Origin of the sequence: Winogradskyella luteola (genome assembly GCF_019203985.1) — a bacterium.
Classification (GTDB): domain Bacteria; phylum Bacteroidota; class Bacteroidia; order Flavobacteriales; family Flavobacteriaceae; genus Winogradskyella; species Winogradskyella luteola.
Map to the genome: position 1 here is coordinate 347,586 of NZ_JAGSPD010000002.1, position 16,814 is coordinate 364,399.

The window sequence follows — 16,814 nt, forward strand, 5'->3', positions numbered from 1 at the left end:
AAAGTATGGTAAATTACAATCTTTACTTCATTATTTATAATAAAATGAATTTCGCCGATTATTATTCGGCGAAATTCATTTAACATCGATAAAATACACGAAAACGATTGAATTTTAATTCTATTTTTATTTAATCTTAGTTAAGCGCTTTTATTCCAATAAAAAAAGCCAGTATAAAACTGGCTTATTAATGCATGAAATTATAGTAATTAGGAGACTTTAATTTGTTTTAAAGGTTTCTGTTTTGCTTCATCACGTTTTGGCAATAGAACTTTTAACAAACCATCTTCATATTTGGCTTTAATCTTATCAGTTTCTACAGTTTCTGGCAATGAAAATGTACGTTTGAAAGACGAATAACCAAACTCGCGTCTTGTATAGTTTTCGTCAGTATCCTTATGCTCTGTGCTTCGCTCAGCAGAAATTGATAACATTTGATTATCTAAACTGATATCGAAATCAGATTTTTTTAAACCTGGCAAAGCCATTTCTACAATATAATCTTCTGCGTTGTCCAATACATTAACTGCCGGTAAAGTGATACCAGTATTAAAATTTGAAACGAATTCGTTACCAAAGCTTTTGTTAATCATATCATCCATCCAAGATGATAAACTCGGTAGTGATCTAAAACCTAGATTAGAATTTCTTTCACTACCATTCTTTACAGTCGGAATTAAATTATTCATAAGTTTTAAAATTTAAATTAAACATTAATTTACTTATGAAAATGCAAAATAAATGCCAATTGAAAACAACTGAAAATTTTTCAGAAATACTGATATTTTTTCAGCTAAATAACTTACTGTTAGATAAGTACATATTAATAGTTCAGTAATTCCCTTAAAGCGTCTTCAAACTTTCCTTTAGCTAAATACTGATCTTCTAATTGTCCAATAAACGGAATAGGTGTTTCCATACTCGCCACACGTTTTACTGGCGCATCCAAATATTCAAAACAATCTTCCATAAGCATAGCTGAAATATCACTTGCTATGCCTCCAAATAAAGAATCTTCTTGTAAAATGATAGCTTTACCTGTTTTCTTAACTGAATTATAAATAGCATCCTTATCTAAAGGTTGTAGAGTACGTAAATCTATTAAGTCAGCAGATATGTCTGCATTATTCTCTATGGTCTCTAAGGCCCAATGAACTCCAGCTCCATAGGTTATGATTGTTACGCTTTCACCTTCTTTTAAAAGTGCAGCTATACCAAAAGGTAAGGTGTAATAATCTGTTGGCACCTCTTGCCTAATGCTTCTGTATAAAGCTTTATGCTCAAAGAACAGTACAGGATTAGGGTCATTGACAGCAGTTGCCAGTAAACCTTTGGCATCATACGGGAACGCTGGGTATACTACTTTTAAGCCCGGTGTTTTGGTAAACCAAGCTTCATTGGTTTGTGAATGAAAAGGACCAGCTGCAACACCTGCCCCACATGGCATTCTCACAACCACATCCGCATGTTGTTCCCAACGATAATAAGACTTAGCTAAGTAATTGACTATAGGATTAAAACCAGAGCTAACAAAATCTGCAAATTGCATTTCTACAACAGCTTTCATACCTGCTATAGACAAGCCCATACCAGCTTCGACAATTGCAGATTCACAAATTGGTGTATTACGTACTCTGTCTCTGCCAAATTGTTCTACAAAACCTTCTGTGATTTTAAAGACACCACCATACTCAGCAATATCCTGTCCCATAATTACCAAGTCTTTGTGCCTTTCCATAGACTGTTTTAATCCTTCAGAAATTGCATCAATCAATCGTAATTCTTTTGTTTCTGAGCTTGGATGTATTTCTTGATAGTCAAATGGTTTGTAAACATCATTTAATTCCGTAGTCGGATTAGGTGTGATATCATCTTCAGCATAAGCGGATTCCAAAGACGAGTCAATTTCTGCCTTGATTTCTGCAACATATTTTTCATCAACTTCAGCAGATAATATCTTTTTGCTGAACAGATAACTTCTAAAGTTTTCGATTGGGTCTTTGGCTTCCCATTCTTCCATTAAAGCTTTAGGAATATATTTAGTACCACTAGCTTCTTCATGCCCGCGACGCCTAAAGGTTTTAAACTCAATTAAAATTGGTCTAGGTCGCTTTCTCACGCTTTCTACTAATTTTTTAACTTTAGAATAGGTCTCTATAATATCGTTTCCATCTAAAATAAAAGATTCTATACCATAGCCTTTTCCCCTATCCGCCAAATGCTTGCAATTATACTGCTCGCTTGTTGGCGTGGATAGACCGTAACCATTATTCTCAATACAGAAAATTACTGGCAATTGCCATACAGAGGCAACATTTAAGGCTTCATGAAAATCGCCCTCGCTCGTTCCCCCTTCACCTGTAAAAACAGCAGTCACCTGTCCATTTTTCTTCAATAAATTAGCTAAAGCAATACCATCTGCTACACCAAGCTGTGGGCCCAAGTGTGAAATCATACCTACAATATTATACTCTTGTGTACCAAAGTGAAATGAACGATCTCTACCTTTAGTAAAACCACTAGCTTTTCCTTGCCATTGACAAAACAAACGATGTAAAGGAATTTCTCGCGTAGTAAAAACCCCTAAATTTCTATGCATCGGCAGAATGTACTCGCTAGGTTTTAGTGCCATAGTAACACCAACAGAAATCGCTTCTTGGCCAATACCAGAAAACCATTTGGATATTTTCCCCTGGCGTAATAAAATGAGCATCTTCTCTTCAATGAGTCGAGGCTTCAACATGTTATAGTACAACTTTAAAAGTGTCTTATCGTTGAGATCTTTCTTATCGTAATCGATATTGCTTTTGGTTATGGTAGGCATAAGTTCTTATTAAGTAATACTTCAAATGTAAATAAAAATGTATCAAAATTGCAGTGTTTGCGGTCAAGTTATCAAAAATTACTATCCAATTTTTTAACACTATTTTCGTTACTTTTGTATATTGATTAAAATTTAAACGAAAACTCCAATGGATAGAATACCTAGTGTAGATTTAAAGGATTTCCTTTCAGATGACCCAAATAGAAAACAAAAATTCATCAATGAAATAGGCAAAGCATACCAAGATATTGGTTTTGTTGCATTAAAAGGGCATTTTTTAGATGATGAATTGGTAGATAAATTATATGGTGAGGTTAAGAATTTTTTCAATTTACCTTTAGAGATTAAAGAAAGTTATGAAATTCCTGGCATAGGTGGTCAGCGTGGTTATGTATCTTTTGGTAAAGAAAGTGCCAAAGGAAAAAAAGAAGGAGATTTAAAAGAGTTTTGGCATTTTGGTCAGTATGTAGAAGATGATGAAGAACGCAGAAAAGAATATCCAGAAAATGTTGAAGTTAATGAGCTTCCCGAATTTAATAAGGTGGGAAAGCAAACCTACCAGATGTTAGAAAAAACAGCTAAATATGTTTTGCGGGCTCTAGCACTTCATTTAGATTTAGAAGAAACCTATTTTGATAATTATATCCATAATGGAAATTCAATTTTAAGACCTATCCATTATCCGCCTATTACCCAAGAACCTAAAAATGCTGTTAGAGCAGCTGCACATGGTGATATTAATTTAATTACACTTTTAATGGGAGCTCAAGGTCGTGGCTTGCAAGTACAGCGGCACGATGGTGAATGGTTAGATGCTATTGCAGAACCAGACGAACTTATGATTAACGTTGGTGATATGCTATCGCGACATACCAATAACAAATTAAAATCTACAATACACCGTGTTGTAAATCCGCCTCGTGAGCTTTGGGGAACATCGCGCTACTCTATTCCGTTTTTTATGCACCCAATAAGTGAAATGAAATTAGATGTTTTGGAGAGTTGTATGGATAAGGATAATCCAAAACAGTTTGAAGACATCACTGCAGGAGAATTTTTAAATCAACGTCTTATTGAACTGGGACTTATTAAGAAGTAGTTAGTCTCTGTCTCAGTTTTAAGCCTTTTAATGGCAAACTGCGACTGCGAACTGCAATTGAAAATTAAAAACAATGGATTTACAAGACCAGTTAAAGAATTTATTTCCAGATCATGTATCAGATGAATCTACAAATGATTCACAAAAAGTTAAAAATGGCATTTGGCTTCAAGATGAACCCATTGTTTGTAAATACGAAAAACGAAAAGGAAAGCCCATAACCATTCTAGAAGGTTACAATGGTGCAACAGAAGACTTTAAAAAATTAGCAAAAGAGTTAAAGACCAAACTTAGTGTTGGAGGTAGTTTTAAAGACGATAAGATTATTATTCAAGGGGATTACCGTGATAAAATTATGGAAATGCTAAAAGAAAAAGGATTCAATGTAAAACGTGTTGGTGGTTAATTTATGACAAAACAAATTCTTCATATTACCAATGGCAATGCTTTAACCGATTATTTAAGAGAGTTAGATTTTACGGAAGATATACTGACTTGGCAAGAAATGCTTTGCGAAGGGCCAACGATTCCTGCCATAGCATCAGACAAATTTTTTGAAATACGACGGAAGTTTCTCAAAGAATATTATAATATTGAAGTTAACAGCGAAGAACTTAAAAGTGAATTATCAAAACTAGATGAAGCTGAAAAATATTCAGAAATTCACCTTTGGTTTGAGTACGATTTGTTTTGCCACATCAATCTTATAGGTATCATCAATCTTTTACATCAGAAAAATATCAGCAAACCACTTTATTTGATTTGTAGTGGCCGTGTTGAAGGAGAGAAAAACTTAAAAGGACTCTGTGAATTGTCCTCCGAGCAACTCATGGAACATTACCATGAAAGAACTTTGCTAACTAAGGACGATAAGGAATTGGCTACAACGCTTTGGAGAACATATTGCGGTAAAGATCATAATATTCTTAAGCCTTACATTGTTACTGAGTCTAACTTTAAGTACATGAGCAACTGTCTTAAAGCGCATCTAAAACGCTTTCCGCATCAAAAAAGTGGACTTAGTGTATTAGAAGACAATATTTTAAGATTGGTTAGAGATCATCAAATAAAATCTATACACCACCTTTTAGGTTACAGTCTCAATTATCAAGGATATTATGGTTTTGGCGATACGCAATTGCGACGAATCATTGATAAATTATCCATATTCTTAGATAAAACCGAAACAGGTATTAAGCTCAACAGAAAAGGTCATGAAGCGCTTTTAAGGCAATATAATTTTGCTTCAGAAATAAAAAATAATATGGTCTATGGAGGTGTTGACCGCTTGGGCTTTCAATTTAGCATAGATCAAAATAAACTTGTAAAGACCGTATTACATGTCAATTAAAAATTCAGAGTTAATATTGAATCCAGATGGTAGTGTTTATCATTTAAATTTAAAACCAGAGGACATTTCTGATACCATAATTTTCGTAGGAGATCAAGATCGTGTAGAGAAAATAACGAAGCATTTTGACAGCGTTGAGTTTAGTACTCAAAAGCGTGAATTTAAAACCCAAACCGGTTATTACAAAGACCGAAGAATTACAGTGCTTTCTACAGGAATTGGACCAGACAATATTGATATTGTTCTTAATGAACTCGATGCACTCGTTAATATTGATTTAAAAACACGCCGACCAAAAACAGAGCTAACAAGCCTTAATATTATTAGAATAGGAACCTCTGGATCCTTACAAGCAGACATTCCTGTAGATGCTTTTTTAGCAAGTACACATGGGCTTGATGTAAATGGTATGTTGCATTTTTATCAGATTGATGGTATAAGTAACCCTGAGATTGAAGATGAGTTTATTAGACATACTCGTTGGGATGAGAATAAAGCACGACCAATAATTATCAACAACAGTAAGTACTTAGAAAAGTATTTTGAAAGCGATAAGATATTTAAAGGTATGACGGGAACAGCTGGTGGGTTTTACGGCCCACAAGGTCGAGTATTACGACTTCCTCTTCACGACGCTGGTTTAAACGCTAAGCTAGATTCTTTTAGTTATAGAGGTTTTAGAATTACAAATTTTGAAATGGAAACCTCAGTTATTTATGGTCTTTCAAAATTACTGGGTCATGAAGCTTTGTCTCTAAATGCCATTATTGCCAATAGAGCTACAGGCGATTTTAGTAAAGATCCAAAGAAAACAGTAGAGAAACTTATAGTATATGCTTTAGAACGTATTGTTAATATTTAGAATATAATGCTAAGCTCAAGAAGCGAAATAAATACTGAAACAAGTTCAGTACAAGCAAATTCAGCATAAATGAAAAAAGTAAATATAGGTGGTGTACCAGAGCATTTTAATTTGGCTTGGTATTTAACCCTTAAAAATGGTGAATATAAAGCCGAAGATATAAATCTACGTTGGCATGACTACTATGGTGGTACCGGAGAAATGTGTAAAGGTTTACGCTCTGGAGACATAGATATGGCAGTAATTCTTACTGAAGGTATCGTTAAGGATATAATAGCTGGCAACCCCTCAAAAATAGTTCAAACTTTTGTCGAGACTCCTTTGATATGGGGAATCCATGTTGCTAAAGATTCAAAATTTAAAACTATTGAAGACATTAAAGGGACTAGAGCAGCGATAAGTCGTTATGGTTCTGGCTCACATTTAATGGCGTACATCAATGCAAAAAATCATGATTGGAATTTAGAAAAAGATCTCAACTTTGAGGTTATTAAAAATCTTGATGGTGCCGTAAAAGGTCTTACAGATGGTGATGCAGACTATTTTATGTGGGAGAAATTCACTACAAAACCTTTAGTTGATGATGGTACCTTTAGAAGAATAGATAATTGCCCTTCACCATGGCCTTGCTTTGTTATTGCAGTGCGAGAAGAGTTCATTGAGAACAATAACAATGATTTAATAACTATTCTACAAATTATCAACCAAACAACTACAGAATTTAAATCCATACCAAGTATTGACAGAACAATTGCAAATCGCTACGAACAAGAATTAGAAGATGTACAGGAGTGGCTTTCACTCACAGAATGGTCACAAGATATAATTGATAAAAAGACAATTGAAAATGTGCAAAAACAACTTTTTGACTTAAATATCATTCCAAAAAAAATTAGTTATAAAGACTTAACTCACATCCTTTAGTCAAGAAATCGATTGGTAAAACAGTCATTAATTAACATTTTAAATGTGATTTTCTCATTTTTTTTTAGGGTACAAAAAACGCCAAAGTACCAGTAAATATTGATAAAGCGTGTTAATTCTTCTTAAAACATTTAAAGTTAAATCTTACAGTTTATGTTTATAACTTTCACTATTTCAAATTTTTAGTTACATTTGTTTTAACCAAGTCTTAGCTATTAACAACACTATTAAGAACAAATTTATGATTATAACCATTACCTTGATTTTGTCTTTTTTGGTCTGTGTTAACTTTTTATTGCTAATTTTTAGTTGCAATAAAACTCCTAAAAAAGCTGAGAATAAAAAACCAACTGTGATACGCAATCAAAAACCTACGACAACTACTTTAGCTGCCACTCGATTACGGACACGCCAACTTGCTGCAACAGGGAGTTAGTTTTACTAAAATGTTTATTGCCAAACCAGTAACCTCTATTTGCACTCAGCGGAGATGGATGACCTGTTTCTAAAATAGAATGAATAGCCGTGTTTATAAGTTTCTTTTTCTTTTTGGCAAATCCACCCCAAAGTAAAAACACTACGTTTTGTTTTTTTTGACTAATAATTTGAATGACAGCATCGGTAAATTGCTCCCAGCCCTTGTTTTGATGACTACCAGCTTGATGGGCTCTCACAGTTAATGTAGCATTTAATAACAGTACACCTTGATCTGCCCATGGTATTAGATTTCCACTTTTAGGATAAGGAAAACCTAAATCTTGCTCAAGCTCTTTAAAAATATTAATAAGTGAAGGTGGATGAGCTATACCATCACTAACAGAGAAGCATAATCCATTTGCCTGACCCATTCCGTGATATGGATCTTGACCTATGATGACGACTTTAACATCATCAAAAGAACAATGATTAAAAGCATTAAAAATATCAGATCCTTTTGGAAAGCACTTATGTGTTGTGTATTCCATTTTTACAAATTCAACTAAATCCTTAAAATAAGGCTTGTCGAATTCAGCCTGAAGGTAAGGTTTCCAACTCTGATGTATGTCTACATTCATACCATAGATTTTACATCAAAAATAAGGATTTATTGTCGTTGGTCATATCATATTATTTAACCTAAATTTGCAACTTTAGAAGTTATAACATTCCATGATACGAATTCATGAAAAAACCTTAAAAGACTTAGAGTTTTATACGGTTTTAGAACAAATTAGCGAGTATACTATTACAGCTTTGGGAAAAGAGGCTTCCTTAGCCACACGCCCTATTGAAGTTGAAGCTCAGCTTATTCGAGAATTGGATTATGTCAATGAATATCATTCTTCATTTGACAATGAAAATAGAATACCTAATCATGGTTTTGAACCCATCTCAAAAGAACTCAAACTTTTAAATATTGAAAGCACATATCTAGAAATTTCCAGTCTTCAGAAATTGGTAAGTATTTCGCTTACGGCCAACAGTATTGTTAAGTTCTTAGAAAAGTTTAAAGACTACTACCCAAAACTGCAACAATACAGTAAGTATATAGAAATAACTACAGCCATAATCGAACAAATAGACAATGTTGTGGATCGTTTTGGTGATATAAAAGATAACGCTTCTCCACAACTAGAGGAATTGAGACGTGAAATAAACAAGCTAAAAGGGAAAATAAACAGTAGTTTTTCTTCGGCCTTAAATCGATATCATGGTCTAGATTATTTAGATGACATTAGAGAATCTGTGGTAGACAACAGACGCGTACTAGCGGTTAAAGCCATGTACCGTCGTAAAGTTAAAGGTGCTATAATGGGCGGCAGCAAAACTGGCAGTATTGTTTATATAGAGCCAGAAACTACACTACAACACACCCGAGAACTCAATAACTTAGAGTACGAAGAAAAAGAAGAAGTTATTAAAATCCTTAAAGAGCTTACAGATTTTGTTCGTTTGTTCTTACCCCTTTTAAATGACTATCAAACATTTCTAACCAAAATTGATGTTATTGCCGCTAAGGCAAAATATGCTCGCAGTATGGAAGCCATTCTACCAGAAATATCCAACGAGCGACACATTTTTATAAAAGATGCATATCACCCACTGCTCTATTTAACCAATAAAGAAAAAGGAGAAAAAACGTTTCCGCAAACTATTGGACTAAATGAAGAGAACCGAATCATCGTAATTTCGGGACCAAATGCAGGTGGAAAAAGTATTACCCTAAAAACTGTTGGTTTATTACAGGTAATGCTACAAAGTGCTATGTTGATTCCTGTACATGAGCGTAGTAAAGTTTGTTTATTTGAAAGGGTTTTGAGTGACATTGGCGACAATCAATCTATAGAAAATCATTTAAGTACGTATAGCTATCGCTTAAAACAAATGAACTATTTCTTAAAAAAGTGCAACTCTAAAACCTTATTCTTAATTGATGAATTTGGAACCGGTAGTGATCCTGAGCTTGGTGGTGCATTGGCTGAAACTTTTCTTGAAGTTTTCTACGATAGAAAAGCCTTCGGAATTATTACAACCCACTACTCCAACCTAAAATTATTGGCCAACGAGTTACCACACATGCAAAACGCAAATATGTTGTTTAACGAGCGAAGTTTGGAACCCATGTACAAATTGGTTACGGGACAAGCAGGTAGCTCTTTTACGTTCGAAGTGGCTCAGAAAAATGGCATTCCATATAGTTTAATCAATAAATCTAAAAAGAAGATTGAACGTGGCAAAGTACGTTTTGATGCTACTATTGCCAAGCTCCAAAAAGAACGCAGTAAACTAGAACGCACTGAGCAATCTTTAAAAGCTAATGAAAAAAAGAAACTTTCTGAGGCCGAAAAACTTGAAGAAACCAATGCTAAAATCCAAAAGAAATTGGAAAGCTTTCAAGAATTGTACGATACTAATCAACGCTTAATATATCTAGGCCAGAAAGTTAATGACTTAGCTGAAAAATTTCAGAATAATAAAAAGAAGCGTGAGTTAATGGCAGAATTATTTCGGTTGGTACAGATTGAGAATTCCAAACGCAAAAAGCTTTCAACCAAACAGAAGCGTGCTGAAAAAGCGAAAGAAAAACAGGTGAAAGCAGAGGCTGAAAAGAAAGTTGCAGTGATCCGTAAAAAGAAAAAAGCTGCAAAAAAGAAGGAAGTTGTTGTCGAAAAACCAAAACCTGTGTTAAAAGTTGGCGATCGTGTTAGGATGTACGATGGTAAAGCCGTTGGTAGTATTGACAATATAGAAAAAGGAAAAGCCATAGTAAACTATGGCGTTTTCACGACTAACGTAAATTTGGATTTATTAGAATTGGTTGAGGCTAAAAATAAATAACCTTAAATTATACTGCTTTAAGCTAAAGTTATCTTGATTTTTTTGTTTTCTAAAAAATACTTGAAATCCGACTGGCCCCGTTTTTACGTATGAATCTATCTACTAAAGAAATTGCATCAATGCTCAATGTACTACCGGATAGCGTATTAAAATCCAAATACCGCTTAAAGAAAAAATTGGTGTTAAGCAAAGAAGAGTATTTAACGCAATTTTTAAATACACTATAAGCATAAGGCTTATCTTTGCATTGTGATAGATAACATACCAAAAGATAAGCAATTAATTCTGTTTGATGGTGTTTGTAACTTATGCAACAGCAGTGTTTTATATGTTATAAAGCGCGATACAAATAATGCGTTTCTATTTGCTCCGTTACAGAGCGAAATTGGTGAGTCAATCATTAATGAGTTTAACATAGACACTGCTAAAACAGACTCAATTATACTTTATAAACCTAAAGAAAGAAAGATATATCACAAATCTAGTGCAGCGCTGCAAGTAGCAAAGCAGCTAAGTTTCCCAACTAAACTAATGGCTGTATTTTTCATTGTACCTAAATTGATACGCAATTGGGTATATGACTACGTGGCCAAAAATCGCTACAAATGGTACGGCAAAAAAGATGCGTGCATGATACCAACACCAGAATTAAAATCTAAGTTTCTTGAATAAAAAAAGCCTTTTAGTATCCATTCTAAAAGGCTTCTTAAATTAACAACTTACTTAAAACTAATTTAACTTAAACAAAATTCAATTCGTATAGAGGGATGATAACGAATTGGTTAATAGCACATGGTTTTGTTTGTTCAAAAATAAAGTACCATCTACTACTACATAAAAAAAATCGATATAAGTCCATTTATAATTGTTTTAAAAGTTAAAAGTGCAAATAATATCCATAAGGAGCATCAAAAGTTCAAAGCTCGCTAATTGAAACGTAGGGTTTACCTTTTATATTCAATCGTATACTCATTTTAAGTTTTGAGTTTATATACACCATAATAGTTTTGATAAAACTAAAACTCTAAGCTATTATGAAAAACGTATTAAAACTTCTATACTTTCTTTTGAGTATACAATGGATAAGTGCCCAAACAGAAAGTAAAATTACAAATGTAACTGTCTATCTCGATGGTGCAGAAATCAACCGAACAGCTCGCGTAAGTTTAAAATCTGGTACTTCAGAATTTACATTTAATGCTTTGTCACCTCATATTGAAGAAAGTAGCATACAAATTTCTGGGCTAAAAAAAGCTTCTATACTATCTATTAACTATGGCATAAATTATTTGTCTAAACAAAAGCAGAATGACTCCATCACAGCTTTAAAAGACGAACTAAAAGTACTTAAAGGTAAAATTCAAAATCAATACGATTCAATTTCTGGCTATAATGAAGAAGTGAGCCTTATTCAAAGTAATAAAAAACTTGGCAATGCAACTAAAGTGGTAAGTCTAGAGCAGTTAAAAACTTTTGCCACCTACTACAGAGAAAGAATTACCGAGCTAAAAATGGCGATTCACAAATCTAATCGTATGATTGAAAGTTATGAAAAAAAACAAGTAAATATAAAGCAACAACTCGTAGAATTTAATGTTGATGAAAAAGTGCAAACCGGAGAAATAACCCTAAAACTAAACAGTGACAAACCAATAGGTTTAGACCTAAAAATAAGTTACAATATAGAAAATGCCGGATGGTTTCCTATTTACGATTTAAAAGCCGATAAAATCAATGAACCAATAAACTTAGAATACAAAGCGCACGTTTATCAAAATTCTGGTTGCGATTGGAATGGTGTAAATCTAGTACTCTCTACTGGAGACCCAAATACCAACAATGAAAAACCAATAGTTAACCCTAAATACTTAAACTTTGTTAGTGCATATAGTAATTACCAATCGCAGCGTGCCACAAGAAATTATAATTATAAATATAATCCGTTGGTAAAGACGGTTACTGGTGTCGTAACAACTTCGAGCGATGGGTTACCTTTGCCTGGTGCTAACATTATTGAAAAAGGGACTTCTAATGGTGTACAAACAGATTTTGATGGGCGTTACACCTTAAAAACTTCTACTGGTAACACATTAATATTTTCTTATGTAGGTATGAAAACCGAAGAGCTCCCTATTCACTCCAGTACAATGAATGTAGCGCTAGATGAAAATAATACATTAGAAGAGGTTGTTGTAGTTGCTTATGGCATCAAAAAAGAGAAACTTAACGGCACCAACGCAGTACAGCAAATGATAGATGAGGATGATTTTGAAGAACAGCCTTACGTAGAACCCATAAACTATACGTTTAATGGCAATATAATTGAAACAGGAATAACAAATACCAACTTTAAAATCGATAAAACATATAGCATACCGTCCGATGGTGATGTAACCGTTATTGAAGTGGACAGGTTCAGTGTACCAGCAAATTACGAGTACTTTACAGCACCTGTTTTAAACGAAAATGTATTCTTAACTGCAAAAATCGGTAACTGGGAACAGTATAATCTGTTACCTGCAGAAGCCAATGTATATTTTGAAGGTAGTTATTCTGGTAAAACAAATATAAATCCAGGAGCAACTACAGATAGTTTAACAATTTCTCTTGGAGTGGATCCGAATATCATTGTAAAACGCACACAACGTAATGACTTTAAGAAAACCACATTTATTGGAAACAATAAAGTTGTTTACAAAGGTTTTGAAGTTGAACTTAGAAACAACAAACAATCAAAAATTCAATTAACACTTATGGATAGAGTTCCCATTACTCAAAATAAATCTATTAAACTCGATGATATTGAAACTGGCACCTCAGAATATGATAAGGAAAAAGGTATTCTGAAATGGGTTTTTAATTTAGAACCAGGTGAAACCGATAAGGTTGAGCACTCATATTCCGTAAAATATCCAAAAGGAAAACGGGTTAACCTTTAACTTATTAAAACATCACGTTTACTTATCCAAAAAAACCAGTACACTCAGTATTGGTTTTTTTGTTGAAACAATTGTAGTACCTTAGATTTAAGCTTATTTTTAAGTTAATGGTTTTTAAGCTTAGTAATTCTGAACCTCAAAGCAAAATGATGTTAATTTAACCCTAGCTTCTGTTAGTTGGGAACGAGTTAAATTCTATAAAGAGACTTGTCTAACCTCTTCTATGGTGTCAGCTAATGATAAACGGAAACATTTAGCTTTGGGGTTTTTACTCTAAAATTGAAGTCTAAACACCTAATGAGTTCATTGGCATATTTACTTTAAACTCTTCAAGATAAAATCTAAATTCGGGTTGGTGTTATCATTGGTATCATAAGCATCTGTAAAATATGTTGGCTCAAATGCTAATCCCAAATCTTGTAATTTTTTTATTGTTGGTATATATTCCTGACTTACTTTTCCTGTGAGCAATATACCTAAATCATATTTTGCTTTGGCGTATTTGTATATGTTGCGTAAGCCTCTTAGGTACAAATGATCTTTTGTAAAACCACCTCCTCTATGGACTCTAAGTGTAATTCCAAAAGCCTTATCTCTATTCAGTTTATGCTGATTGTGCAATAAATGAAACGTATCAGAAAAACTGTAACCTTTATTTAGGCTATCTACCGCAATGACCCTAAATGCCAACTCTTTTAAACGCTCAATGGTTAAACAACCACTCATAAATTCGGCATAAACAGCTAAACCTTCTTGTGTCTCAACGTTATTTGGCAATCCATTAGAAAATATATTTAGGGGTTGATCCAAGGCATTAAATGTCGTGACCATGTGTACGCCAATCTCGTGATTCGTAAGTACTTTTAGTTGATTTAAGCTATACTTATGGCTCTTTTTGAGCACCAAAGTTTGTATATTATTAAGCACCATGGCTGCTGCAGAAAGATTATTGGATATCTTTATGTTATATTTAAAACTGTAACGTTTAGAAAATTCTTCAAAATAATCTTTGGCCTCACTGGCATTGTACATAGGAAGCATTTCTTCATCAAATTCAGAGTCATCAAAACGAAAAATAAACTTCGCATTTTCAATATCCTTTTCAGTTGGTGTACCAAAGCTCTTTAAACTATTAAAGTAAAATTTTCTGCCTTGACCAATTGTCTCTACACACTCAATTAAACCCGAATATTCATAGATAATGTCTTCATACAACTGCCGTATATCTTCATCTTCTATGCGTTCCAAACGTTGCGAAAAAAACAAACGATGCAACTTATACCCGTTGAATCGTACTTTTTTATATTTAAATGCTGGCTCGTAATTATATTTTGAAGCAAAGAATTTTTTCTTTTCTGAAGCTATATTTAATGGATTGATATAATTAAGCAGTTCAATATTTCTCACTAATCGGTTAAGATTGGAATCGATATCAAATAAATCTTGAAACTCTTCCGTTGTTTTAATTTGGGACATTATTCTTTAAAGGTATTGTAAAATTCGTTAGCATGCTTTGGCAAAAGTGTTTGTAATTGTTTTTCAACAGCGGCTACCACTTCTGGATAATTTATCTGCTTATATTCATCGCAGTATACTTTTGCTATTTCGGTTGCCAAAACTAAGGTGTTCTTAAAGTTGTTGGTAATATATTTTAGGAAATATCCATTGCCTTGAAAAGTGTCATTAACCTTAGCAGTTTGTTTAATGCCATGTGGCAATTGGATACCCGCCAAAGCTTGTCTCCAGGTTTCAACTTGTACTCCAAAACGTTCATTATCAATATTGGTAGTCCCTAAATTCCAAGTAGGTACTTCCCTATCCCAACGTTGCCAATTGTAGCTGTGCATATCGTAAACGATGCATACACCAAATTTTTCTTCAAGCTTAGCAATTAAAGCGTTCACAACTTTATAAAAGTTAGTGTGCTTTTGTAAACTTTTTTCTTTTTCCTTCTTTGGTAAAGGATTTTTCCAAAGTTGCTTTCCCCAAGCGGTATCAAAAACGGCATTCTCAGGATCGCGATTAAGGTCGTATTCAAAACGAGAGTCACATCCTGCAATTACAATAGGGTGCGAAATCACCATACTCTTAGTTTCCGGGTCTTCCTCGTACCATCTGTCATATTCAGAATGTAAGCAATTGTTCCATAGGTCTTTTCGAAACTGATGACCATCATGCACAGCACCACAGGCATAAGGTACATATTTACTTATTTTAAGTGTAAATGCATAATCTTCTGAAACCGCAGAAAACGTTTCCTCGTTTTCTATTTTAGATATGATTTGTTGAACTGAAAGTCGATCCATTATACTGCTTTAAATAACCGTTTTAATGCCAACAGCATATTTTGCTCAAGAACCGTGTATTCGTCATCCACAAAAAATAACACCTTAATATCTTCGATAAGAATATCTATGTCATCTTTTCCGTAATGGTGTTGCTCTAAACTAGTCATTATCTTTTTTAGGCCTTGATAATCGTTGTCGTTTTCAAATTCTTCCTTTATATCAAGGAATGTGTCAATATCTACTTTAGATAAAATTAGTTTTTGCTCATTGGCAGTTTCCTTAAAGTCTGCATTAGCCGCAAACAATAAGATATAAGCCAACAACTCGTCTTTGGTCCAGTCGATTGATTTCATTATTATAACATTAGGGTTTAATATATATGTTCAAACTTATTTGTTGATTCTCCTTGGGTTGATAACCTATAAGTATATATTTTGCTACTTAAAGTATCTACCTTTACAGTAAATTCTATCGATATGTCTAAGCTTTTATCCCAACCATTTCCAGCTACCGCAAAATGACTGTTTCTAGAGTCTTTTTTACCGATAAAATAGGGAAATTTGTGCTTTTGGAAAAAACTAATGGTGTTATGTGATGCTTTTATATTTTGCATATAAATTGGTTGTCCTACATTATAGAACGACATGTAGAACTTACCGGAATCTTTAACATCTAAATCAGAAAATCTAATTATAGGTTCATTAGCATTATTAATGCTTGATAATCTTAGCTTTTCCTCTGAATCTAAAAGTTGTATTCCGCAAAATGTAAAGCCAATTAACGGAATATAGTTATCACATACACCATCTGCTAAATCCTTACGGCTTAGTTTAACGACTTTTAGCTTTTCTTTCTCCCGAGAAAAATGACGGTCTATATCCTTTAGTTTTATACTTGTCATAAAATTAAAAGGAACTATGGTTACAGAATCGTTTGCAATTTCGATAACTCTTGCGCAGTTGTATGTTTTTTTAGCTTTAAATCCTTCTATATTTTCAAATTGAATATAATCGCCGATCTTCAATGCATCCAATTCAGAATATACCTGTAGATTTTGGTTGGATATCCTGTTCTTTTCCCATTGGTATGTACTGTAACAATCATTGAATGCTTTAGATTTTACTACTCCAAAACAAACGACAATTAAAACTATTAAAATGATTACTTTAAATAGTCTTTTTTTTGAATTGAAAAGATTCATTTAATACC

15 protein-coding genes are annotated in these 16,814 nt (G+C 33.4%); 8 read left to right on the top strand and 7 right to left on the bottom strand.

The window, feature by feature from the left end; genetic code table 11:
- Positions 1–209: 209 nt before the first annotated feature.
- Together KCG49_RS03685 and KCG49_RS03690 are read right to left on the bottom strand one after the other, a co-directional pair.
- Entirely contained in the window at positions 210–689 is a 480-nt protein-coding gene (locus KCG49_RS03685) for an Hsp20/alpha crystallin family protein (RefSeq protein ID WP_218544828.1), read from the bottom strand.
- Between the two features lie 134 nt (positions 690–823).
- Positions 824–2,824 (bottom strand): alpha-ketoacid dehydrogenase subunit alpha/beta, encoded by a 2,001-nt coding sequence (locus KCG49_RS03690; RefSeq protein WP_218544829.1) that lies wholly within the window; start codon positions 2,822–2,824, stop codon positions 824–826.
- A gap of 148 nt (positions 2,825–2,972) precedes the next feature.
- Between KCG49_RS03690 and KCG49_RS03695 the strand changes: the two genes are divergently transcribed.
- The 5 genes from KCG49_RS03695 (at position 2,973) to KCG49_RS03715 (ending at position 7,060) form a co-directional block, all read left to right on the top strand.
- Positions 2,973–3,923: an isopenicillin N synthase family dioxygenase gene (locus KCG49_RS03695; RefSeq protein WP_218544830.1), complete on the top strand. Its 951-nt coding sequence runs from the start codon at positions 2,973–2,975 to the stop codon at positions 3,921–3,923.
- 73 nt (positions 3,924–3,996) lie between these two features.
- Positions 3,997–4,329: a translation initiation factor gene (locus tag KCG49_RS03700; protein ID WP_218544831.1), complete on the top strand. Its 333-nt coding sequence runs from the start codon at positions 3,997–3,999 to the stop codon at positions 4,327–4,329.
- A gap of 3 nt (positions 4,330–4,332) precedes the next feature.
- Positions 4,333–5,274: a DUF1835 domain-containing protein gene (locus KCG49_RS03705; protein WP_218544832.1), complete on the top strand. Its 942-nt coding sequence runs from the start codon at positions 4,333–4,335 to the stop codon at positions 5,272–5,274.
- Positions 5,264–6,136: a nucleoside phosphorylase gene (locus KCG49_RS03710; RefSeq protein ID WP_218544833.1), complete on the top strand. Its 873-nt coding sequence runs from the start codon at positions 5,264–5,266 to the stop codon at positions 6,134–6,136. Before KCG49_RS03705 ends, KCG49_RS03710 begins: the two co-directional genes overlap by 11 nt.
- A gap of 69 nt (positions 6,137–6,205) precedes the next feature.
- Complete coding sequence (locus tag KCG49_RS03715) at positions 6,206–7,060, top strand: substrate-binding domain-containing protein (RefSeq protein WP_218544834.1); 855 nt, start codon at positions 6,206–6,208, stop codon at positions 7,058–7,060.
- Positions 7,061–7,440: 380 nt separating this feature from the next.
- Here the strand turns inward: KCG49_RS03715 and KCG49_RS03720 are convergent, their stop codons facing one another.
- Complete coding sequence (locus tag KCG49_RS03720) at positions 7,441–8,115, bottom strand: uracil-DNA glycosylase (RefSeq protein WP_218544835.1); 675 nt, start codon at positions 8,113–8,115, stop codon at positions 7,441–7,443.
- Positions 8,116–8,209: 94 nt separating this feature from the next.
- Here KCG49_RS03720 and KCG49_RS03725 point away from each other — a divergent pair, with 94 nt between their 5' ends.
- From KCG49_RS03725 to KCG49_RS03735, 3 genes are all read left to right on the top strand, one after another.
- A complete protein-coding gene (locus KCG49_RS03725; protein WP_218544836.1) occupies positions 8,210–10,378 on the top strand; it encodes an endonuclease MutS2 in 2,169 nt (722 codons plus the stop codon).
- 249 nt (positions 10,379–10,627) lie between these two features.
- A complete protein-coding gene (locus KCG49_RS03730) occupies positions 10,628–11,050 on the top strand; it encodes a thiol-disulfide oxidoreductase DCC family protein (protein ID WP_218544837.1) in 423 nt (140 codons plus the stop codon).
- Positions 11,051–11,412: 362 nt separating this feature from the next.
- Entirely contained in the window at positions 11,413–13,317 is a 1,905-nt protein-coding gene (locus KCG49_RS03735; RefSeq protein WP_218544838.1) for a mucoidy inhibitor MuiA family protein, read from the top strand.
- Positions 13,318–13,632: 315 nt separating this feature from the next.
- Here the strand turns inward: KCG49_RS03735 and KCG49_RS03740 are convergent, their stop codons facing one another.
- Genes KCG49_RS03740 through KCG49_RS03755 form a run of 4 tightly spaced genes read right to left on the bottom strand, consistent with a single transcriptional unit; the run spans position 13,633 to position 16,806 of the window.
- The gene (locus KCG49_RS03740) at positions 13,633–14,793 is read right to left on the bottom strand and encodes a peptidase MATCAP family protein (protein WP_218544839.1); all 1,161 of its coding nucleotides are present in this window, start codon (positions 14,791–14,793) and stop codon (positions 13,633–13,635) included.
- Entirely contained in the window at positions 14,793–15,623 is an 831-nt protein-coding gene (locus KCG49_RS03745; protein WP_218544840.1) for an N-formylglutamate amidohydrolase, read from the bottom strand. The genes KCG49_RS03740 and KCG49_RS03745 overlap by 1 nt, the downstream gene beginning before the upstream one ends.
- Positions 15,623–15,958 (bottom strand): hypothetical protein, encoded by a 336-nt coding sequence (locus tag KCG49_RS03750; protein ID WP_218544841.1) that lies wholly within the window; start codon positions 15,956–15,958, stop codon positions 15,623–15,625. The genes KCG49_RS03745 and KCG49_RS03750 overlap by 1 nt, the downstream gene beginning before the upstream one ends.
- 17 nt (positions 15,959–15,975) lie before the next feature.
- On the bottom strand, positions 15,976–16,806 hold the full coding sequence (locus KCG49_RS03755) for a hypothetical protein (RefSeq protein ID WP_218544842.1): 831 nt from the start codon (positions 16,804–16,806) through the stop codon (positions 15,976–15,978).
- Positions 16,807–16,814: the final 8 nt, after the last annotated feature.